Source organism: Methylobacterium soli (assembly GCF_008806385.1).
Classification (GTDB): Bacteria; Pseudomonadota; Alphaproteobacteria; order Rhizobiales; family Beijerinckiaceae; genus Methylobacterium; species Methylobacterium soli.
The window spans coordinates 1-7,107 of the sequence record NZ_VZZK01000088.1 but is presented as its reverse complement, the minus strand read 5'-3'; the positions used below and the strand labels follow the sequence as shown (position 1 = coordinate 7,107).

At 61.6% G+C, this 7,107-nt stretch carries 7 protein-coding genes; 2 read left to right on the top strand and 5 right to left on the bottom strand.

The genetic code is table 11. The annotated features are described in order from the left end of the window. The first annotated feature begins 281 nt into the window (after window positions 1-281). A complete protein-coding gene (locus F6X53_RS31710) occupies window positions 282-518 on the top strand; it encodes a hypothetical protein (RefSeq protein ID WP_151005870.1) in 237 nt (78 codons plus the stop codon). A gap of 409 nt (window positions 519-927) precedes the next feature. Here the strand turns inward: F6X53_RS31710 and F6X53_RS31700 are convergent, their stop codons facing one another. The 4 genes from F6X53_RS31700 to F6X53_RS31685 all read right to left on the bottom strand — a co-directional run bounded on the left by F6X53_RS31700 (window position 928) and on the right by F6X53_RS31685 (window position 4,503). Then, window positions 928-1,512 carry a TadE/TadG family type IV pilus assembly protein gene (locus F6X53_RS31700; protein WP_238298232.1) on the bottom strand — a complete coding sequence of 195 codons (585 nt, stop codon included), beginning with the start codon at window positions 1,510-1,512 and terminating at the stop codon, window positions 928-930. Then, window positions 1,499-2,080 carry a TadE/TadG family type IV pilus assembly protein gene (locus F6X53_RS31695; RefSeq protein WP_151005868.1) on the bottom strand — a complete coding sequence of 194 codons (582 nt, stop codon included), beginning with the start codon at window positions 2,078-2,080 and terminating at the stop codon, window positions 1,499-1,501. Before F6X53_RS31695 ends, F6X53_RS31700 begins: the two co-directional genes overlap by 14 nt. Then, entirely contained in the window at window positions 2,077-3,618 is a 1,542-nt protein-coding gene (locus F6X53_RS31690; RefSeq protein ID WP_151005866.1) for a TadE/TadG family type IV pilus assembly protein, read from the bottom strand. The genes F6X53_RS31695 and F6X53_RS31690 overlap by 4 nt, the downstream gene beginning before the upstream one ends. 90 nt (window positions 3,619-3,708) lie before the next feature. Then, the gene (locus F6X53_RS31685; protein WP_151005864.1) at window positions 3,709-4,503 is read right to left on the bottom strand and encodes a GGDEF domain-containing protein; all 795 of its coding nucleotides are present in this window, start codon (window positions 4,501-4,503) and stop codon (window positions 3,709-3,711) included. A gap of 1,166 nt (window positions 4,504-5,669) precedes the next feature. On the opposite strand from F6X53_RS31685, the gene F6X53_RS31680 reads away from it, so the two are divergent. After that, window positions 5,670-6,020, top strand: coding sequence for a DUF6894 family protein (locus F6X53_RS31680; RefSeq protein WP_151005861.1), 351 nt, complete (start codon window positions 5,670-5,672; stop codon window positions 6,018-6,020). A 233-nt stretch (window positions 6,021-6,253) separates the two neighbouring features. Here F6X53_RS31680 and F6X53_RS31675 read toward each other — a convergent pair whose 3' ends face one another. After that, on the bottom strand, window positions 6,254-6,436 hold the full coding sequence (locus F6X53_RS31675; protein ID WP_151005859.1) for a hypothetical protein: 183 nt from the start codon (window positions 6,434-6,436) through the stop codon (window positions 6,254-6,256). Between the last annotated feature and the right edge of the window lie 671 nt (window positions 6,437-7,107).

Genomic DNA, 7,107 nt, shown 5'->3' with positions numbered 1-7,107 from the left:
CTTCCACGCCGGCGATGAAGTCCCCTTCATCGCCCGCCGCTGGCCGACTTCTTCAACAGCCTGCTAAGCCAGTGCCGGGTCTAAGCCCGCCCAGGCAGGGGCTCAGTTCGGCGGCGCTTTACTCTCACTGAGCGGGCGTCGCCGGTTCCTCGATCGAGCGTCTGTGGGCCAAGGCCCCGACCCACAACTCTCCTTACGGGAAGGAAGCTCGCGCGCATTATGCGAATTGCGCGGCCTCGCACACACGCGGACTGAACCCTCAGACGGGCGTAGGATCCGTCATGCCCGACCTTCAACAAGAGCGCGAGCACCTCGCTCAAGCGGACGAGCATATCGCCGAGGGCAGGAGGCGTGTCACCGATCAGGTCGCACTCATCGCGCGCTTGGCTCAAGAGGAGCAGGACACGACTGAGGCTTGGCGCCTGCTCGTGACGCTCGAAGAGACCCTCGATGAATGGCGCGAGCACCGGCAGGTCATCCTCGGCAGCATCGCGCGGCTCGATCCGCCTGCGCGATAGAGCGCCTGATCCCATAAATCCGCTTACGCGAAAGAAATCGGGCCTAACGGCTCAGGCTGCGGAATGCACACTCGCGTCCGCGGTCGTCGTAACCGGCTGGGCAAGAGCGAACACATGCACCGGCAGCAAGCTTGAGCGGAGGCGGGCAAGAGGTTGCCTAAGGCGACGCCTGCGCGGAAGCGGCTTCAGAGTGACTTCCCAGGAGCATGCCCAAGAGCAAAACGCGGCTTATTTGGCTTTGCATGGCTGTGCCACCTTGCTCGTGAACTGTATGAACTATGGAGCGCACTTTTCCATAATTCCACGTACGCGAAGATAGGCATCCGTAAGAACCATATGTTGATCAGCGACGGTACCCAGAGGCTCCTGTCATAGGGAGCGTCACGGAGGACACACGGTAAGCCTGCAGTCATTCGCACGGCTTGCCGTTCGGCAGGACAATCTCCGGCTTGCCCTTGTAAGTCGTTCCCTTCCGGACCGGCCACTGGACCGTGTTGGAGAAACGGTACCGCATCAGGGCGGGAATGATGGTGAAGGCCGGCTTATAGGTGTACCCGACCTCGGCCATGACGTAACGCGCTCCCGCCTCCGCACTCGCGGGCGGAGCAGGGCCGATGACGCTCTTGACTGCGAGACCGGTGGCATTCGACGTCTTGATCGAGCAGACCTTCGCGACGAGCGCTCCGCTTTCGGAGTAGACCCCGGCCGCCGTCACCACGATGCCGAGGTCCGCCAGGGGCAGATCCGCGACCGCCGCACCGGCCGCGTAAACGTCGTCGAGCGAGGCCAGGTTCTCACGTGACACGAGGTCGGCCATCGTCCGCGCGGCCCGGGACACCTCCTGACCCGTCATGATCGCGCGGGGCAGTTCGACCGATGCCAGCATCAGAAGGATCATGACCGGCGCCACCATGGCGAACTCGACGGCCATGACCCCGTTTTCGCAGCGCCTGAAGTGCGAAAGATGCTCCTTGCCCATCTCAACAGGATCCATGCGGGTAGGGTTCGGCCCGGAAGATTGCTGTCGAGACCAGGAGCTGCCGGCCACCCGGCATCGTTCTGGCGGACGACGATAGGAAGGCCGTGTACATGGGAACGTCGACCGCCCCCGTGATGGTGACGATCTGGTCGCCGTCGGGGCACTTGAAGGTTGAGCCGAACTGCGTGTTCCAGCCCCCATTCGCGGAATCGTAGGGTTGCGGCATGGCGGCTGCCGAGAAGCTCGTCGCCGTCCTCACCTCGACCTTGAGGGCATTGCAGTCAAAGACGCGGGACCCTGAGCACATCAGGGCCTTGAGCCGATCCGCCGAGGGAACGCCGTTGGCCGCGGACGCCGTCGCCTGGAAATCGCCGGTGAAGAGCGCCCGGGTTGCTCGGTCGACGGCCGCGTTCAGGCTCTGCTGGGATAGGATCAGCATGCCGGCCTGGAAGATCACGAGCAGGATCGCGAAGAAGGGCAGTCCCAACAACGCGAACTCGACAGCGGCCGATCCGCGCCGATCCCGGCGCAGAAGGCGCGTGCACCGTCCGGCACCGAGGGCCGAAGACAGGCCTCCGGTCATTTGTAGATCCGCAATTCGTTGATGGATGAGCCGATCGAGCGGAACACCTCCGTAAGGTTTGCGGAGTTCTGCACGTCATAGAACATCGTCGGCGAACTGGCACAGTTCTTGAGCAGATCGCTCGTGCCCTGGCTCACCTCGACCCGGACGGTGTAGATCTGGATCCCGGCGGCCTTCATGTTTGTGCAGAGCTCCGCCGTGCGCGCATCCATGGCCGCAGTCCGTGCCGCCATATCGTTTGACGTGGTTCCGAGTCGATTGGCCCAGACGAAGCCGATCCCCGAGTAGTAGGATCGGTTGTCGGAAGCCGCCGTGGCCGTCTGGTTCGCGCCGTCCGTCATCAGGATCGCGAACTTCTGGGTTTTCTCGTCGGTGTAGGCGACACCGTCCGAGAAGGGGGCATTCGGTGACAGCACGTGCCAGCCCCAGAGCAGGCCCATGGCGATGTTCGTGTCGCCGATGATCGTCATCGCGTTGATGGCATCGGTCACCGTCGCCTTGCTGGCCGTCAGCCGCGTGAGGGGTTGGATCTCGCAGCCCGAGTTCGGCCCATAGCGGTAGCCGGTCCCGGCCTGCGTGGATGAAGCAGACACGTTGATGCTGTTCTTCGCGTACTTCGCGATTTGGCTCTGCCGCGTGCGGTCGTTCGAACTCTGGTTCCAGGTCCCGCTCGGATAGTCGTTCATGTAGTCGTTGACGCGGTCGTTATCCTGATCCGACTCGTCCGGGGCGAAGAAGGGCACGTAGAGCGTGTCCGGCGTCGCGATGGTCGGAGGCGCCTCCCGGACATCGTAGGGATAGGGCCGGCTCTCGACGCAGCCGGCCCAGTTCACCTTCATGTTCCCGAAGAGGGTGAAGCGGTTCGCGGTCGCATCCTTCACCGCAAAAACCTCCTTGTGGATCGACGACTTGGCGTCCGTGTCCATCCAGGCGCTCTTGGCGTACGCGCTGCCGATATTCACCGTCATGGAGAACGGGACGACAGCCATCTTCAGGGAATTCGGCTTCGCGGGATCGACCTCGGCGAACATGCTTCCGACGAGGTCGTTGGCAGCTGCCTTGAGGTTCGTCAGCTTCGCGCCCTTCATCGACCCGGTGTTATCCAGAACCAGCGCCACCTCCAGGTTTCCCGTGCCGCGCTTCACCGTGCCACTCACCCGCAGGGGCAGGCTCCGGAAGCCCATGATCTTGGTGAGGGTGGCGGGCGTCGTGCCAGTCAGTTGGACCCGGATGGTGTCGACGTCGCGCTTGGCTGTCACGGCCATGCTCTGCACGCGGCTGTCGATCAGCAATGATCTCACCTGAAGGTCAGCCTTCCTCTGAAGCTCGTCATCGGTCACCGATGTCTGCAGCTTCCCAAGCGTCAGGATGGTGGCGTCAACCGCGTTCTGAGCTTTGGCTTGGACGGCGAGGTTGGTGCCGTAGTCGATTCCGAAGCCACCCAGCGCCAACATCGGTATGAGCGAAAGCGCGAAGACCGAAGCAAAATTGCCGCCTTGTTCGCGACCAAACCGGTGCGGCGATATCAAGGACAGCATCTGTTTTTCTTCTGGAGCACAATTTCCTTTGCCTGACTTGGTAGATGATACGCCGTTGGCCCGGCGGGCCGGTCTCGAAAGAAACGCCACTCACCCGACCTTTCGGCTGTTCATAAGTATCTTTGTAGTCTTAGCTGCATAAAGGGCCGCGTCGGCTCGTTGGAAGACCTCCGGAGCGGCGAGCCCATCAGCTGGAAAGAGAGCAAAGCCGGCGCTGGTGGATATCCTATGGGTCTGCCCCTCGATGCTGATGGGCTGGGCGATGCTATCGCTCAGCCGCGCCGCGAGAGCTTCTGCCTGGCTCGCACCCCCAACCTCGAACGCCACGACCGCGAACTCATCGCCTCCAAGGCGTGACACGAGATCCCCTGGCTTGACCGCCACCTTGAGCCGGTCTGAGACGACCCTCAGAACCTGATCGCCGACAGGATGGCCGTAGCTGTCGTTGATGCCCTTGAAGTCATCGAGGTCGAGCAGAAGCAAGGCATGCTGGCTCGCCTGAGAACGCCGAGCGGCCGCCGCGCCGAAGATGTCATCGAAGTGGCGTCGGTTCGCCAAGCCTGTCAGCGGATCGAGAAGCGCCAGCTCAAGTGCCTTCCGCGCCCTGACCTCTGCCGCGATGCGAAGCGTCATCTCGCGCTTCTGCTCATTGAAGCGGCGAACCGAAAACACCAGCAGGCCAATGGCAAGAAGCGTTCCCAGCAGGAGGGCCTCGTCGGTCTCGATACGGACCTCTGAAGCCGACCGGCCATCAGCATTCGCGAACAGGTCGACTTCGAGGGCGATCAACGTGGTCGCGAGTAGCGCGGCGACGAGAATGACCGCGTCGATGAGCTTGCGCCGGGGCACTGCCGACACCGGCTCCGATGTGTGCTCGCTCAGCATCTCGGCGCTCCTGCGCGACGTCTCCCCATCAATGCAACCCCAGGGCTCAGCACTGCCATGGCGAGATGGCTTCGCACGGTGGAGTTAAGGCATTCCTCACGACCACAACCCTGGGCTGCATGAGGTTATGGGAGGCGTCCGGCACGCACAGGACCGGCCTCGTCTCGTTGATGAGGCAGAAGCCTGCTCCTGACCCGGCGCTCCGAGCAGCAGGGCACCAAGGCTGCTGCGCCTCGACCTTCTTGGTGGGGAGGGCGCTGATAGGCGGCGAGGCAATAGAACCAGTCTCGGTAGGCACGGTGGCCCTCACAGTCGAGGAGACCTCGGAGGATTGCTCCGTGGCAACGGGAACGCTGCTGCGTTCAACTGCATAGGCCGCCGCAAGGCTACTTCCCAGAGCAAGACTTGTGAGTCTGATCAAAAGAGTTACGCGCGTAACTGCTGCCATCCTGCCGAGGCGATCCTGGTTTCAGGTGCTGCAAGCGTATGCCACCTTGGACATGAGGACACGCGATCCTGCCCGCGTCTGGTCTGGAGGTGTCACGCGGCCTCGGAGTGACCGGCTTGCCGCAGACGCATTCACAGGTGGCCTCACCCCTATGAAACAGTCGGCATGGGGTTCTGCCCAGATCTCGTGCAGGCCATCCTCGTCCCTGAACCATCTCATCTGCGATAATCTGCATCTTCCGTTCTCGGGGTAGGAAGCAGCGATCCGCTCCACAATACCGCCGGCATGAAGAGGGCTGGCGATATCGACCGCCAGCAGTTTCTCGTTCCGTCCCGCGGGCTTTCCCAGATCCCTAATCAATATCGAGTATGTCATTTGACGTTGCCTCGCATTCAACAACTGGAAGTTGCCAATCCGAGAAACCAAATCGAAGATCATCCAGTGGTTGCAATACCTTGTCGCATAACACTTATCGAATGACAGTAAAATATGGTACATTTGAACGTTTATGGGTGGCTACCTGATTGGACGTCAGCTTTCGTGAGGGGCGCCCATTCCAGGTTTGTAGGGTGATCCGTACAATTCAAGCGATTTGCGTGTCGGTCAGTTCACCGGACGGCCAGCTAAGGGGGTGGCACAGCAACTCTTGGGTGTGATAGCTCTTGAATGCACACGCCAGCGTTGTGTTGGCGGATCGATCAGCACCACGAAAGAGCGGATGCCACGCTACTTTTTCGACATCCTGCACGACAACGAGGACGTCACGCGGGACCATCACGGAATCGACCAGCCCAACCTGGAGGCGGCAGAGATCGAAGCCTTGGAGATCTGGAAGCGTATCATCGGAGAGCGGTACGCAGGTGCCGCAGACCCGCTCCGCTGGCACGTGGTCATCCTGAATGAGAACGGGGCCGCCTTAGCGAAGGTCCCCTATCCTGCCGATCTCGCGGACGGGTGCGACGATGAGAGGAACGCGCAGCCAAAAAGAGGATCAGTCTCACCACGGCTTGGCCGTGGCCATCGTCATGGGATGCCGTCCGGTGAAGAACCACACCACACTGCGTCCTGAGAACCGGTTGCGATCAAGGGCGTTAACATGGAGCAACCAACTTCAGAAAAAGGGCCGCCCTTGAGGACGGCCCGAGTCTAGGGAGGAAACGTCCAGACGGACGAGAGCAGCACAGCGACGCCATCGCCATGCTGCAGTGCGGGAAACCCGCATGGGGCCCCGTTGTTCCCTTGGACCAGGTTGTCGGACGGGCCCGCTGAAAGGCGGGCCTGTTTCGTCATATGGGTCAAGGACTAGCTCGTCGCGGTCTGCATGATCGCCACGTCTGGTGGCAGTAGCTTCTCAAGAGCTTGTTCGAGCTGCTCGAGGGTCTGCGCGATCAGCTCAGGCATCGGTTCGTTGTCTGCCGGAGGAAAGGCTTGAGCCAACGCCCGTTTTCGGCCCAGTAGCACACCTTGTTGGTGCAACCTGTCCATGGCGCCCGCCCCGCATAGCTAACGTAGGTTAACCAATCCCAAGGTTGCGCTGTACGTCAACATACAACTTTCGGTCGTGTAACGATTTCGCTCCTCGTGTCTCGTGCAGGCAGCTGCCGCGGAAGGCGGGGCATCTATCACGCTCCTCCGTGGTTCCCCTCGGTTGGATCAGTCACCTGAACCTCACCCCGCCGGCAGAGCGGGCTGAACTGGCGCACAGCTGAACAACCGGCGCGCGAACTCCTAATCCCATTGTCGCGACTCAGACCCACAAGCTGAGCTGCTGTGATGTCCGCTTCGGAGAAGCCGCGAGAATCGGCTGAGCGGCCGAAATGGGCGCGAAGCAGCCGACCGTGCTTGGCCGTTTGCCTAAAGGCTCGGGTAGTAAACAAGCGGACGTTCAGCGCGGCTCACGTGGTGGGCTCAAAGTGCCCCCTTCCGGGCCTTCACGGCGCACGAGAAAGGTGTCCGGTCACGAGCGTTTTCCGGACATTTGATTTCCCGGCAGGGTTTTCAGACAGGTGCGGCCTGCCTTACGCTCGACACGTGCGCCCCAACTGACCTGTCGGATTTCCGGTCGGATTGCCGACATGCGAACCAATAGCACACATGTCCGAGTTGGGTGGATATGCGGCGGTCCGCTCTCAGCGCCCTATTGCCGAAAGCGGACT

What these genes read in the sequence shown, in the direction of transcription:
- F6X53_RS31685 (WP_151005864.1), bottom strand. Translation starts at nt 4,503, where the DNA reads ATGCTGAGCGAGCACACATCGGAGCCGGTGTCGGCAGTGCCCCGGCGC.
- F6X53_RS31680 (WP_151005861.1), top strand. Translation starts at nt 5,670, where the DNA reads ATGCCACGCTACTTTTTCGACATCCTGCACGACAACGAGGACGTCACG.
- F6X53_RS31710 (WP_151005870.1), top strand. Translation starts at nt 282, where the DNA reads ATGCCCGACCTTCAACAAGAGCGCGAGCACCTCGCTCAAGCGGACGAG.
- F6X53_RS31675 (WP_151005859.1), bottom strand. Translation starts at nt 6,436, where the DNA reads ATGGACAGGTTGCACCAACAAGGTGTGCTACTGGGCCGAAAACGGGCG.
- F6X53_RS31695 (WP_151005868.1), bottom strand. Translation starts at nt 2,080, where the DNA reads ATGACCGGAGGCCTGTCTTCGGCCCTCGGTGCCGGACGGTGCACGCGC.
- F6X53_RS31700 (WP_238298232.1), bottom strand. Translation starts at nt 1,512, where the DNA reads ATGGATCCTGTTGAGATGGGCAAGGAGCATCTTTCGCACTTCAGGCGC.
- F6X53_RS31690 (WP_151005866.1), bottom strand. Translation starts at nt 3,618, where the DNA reads ATGCTGTCCTTGATATCGCCGCACCGGTTTGGTCGCGAACAAGGCGGC.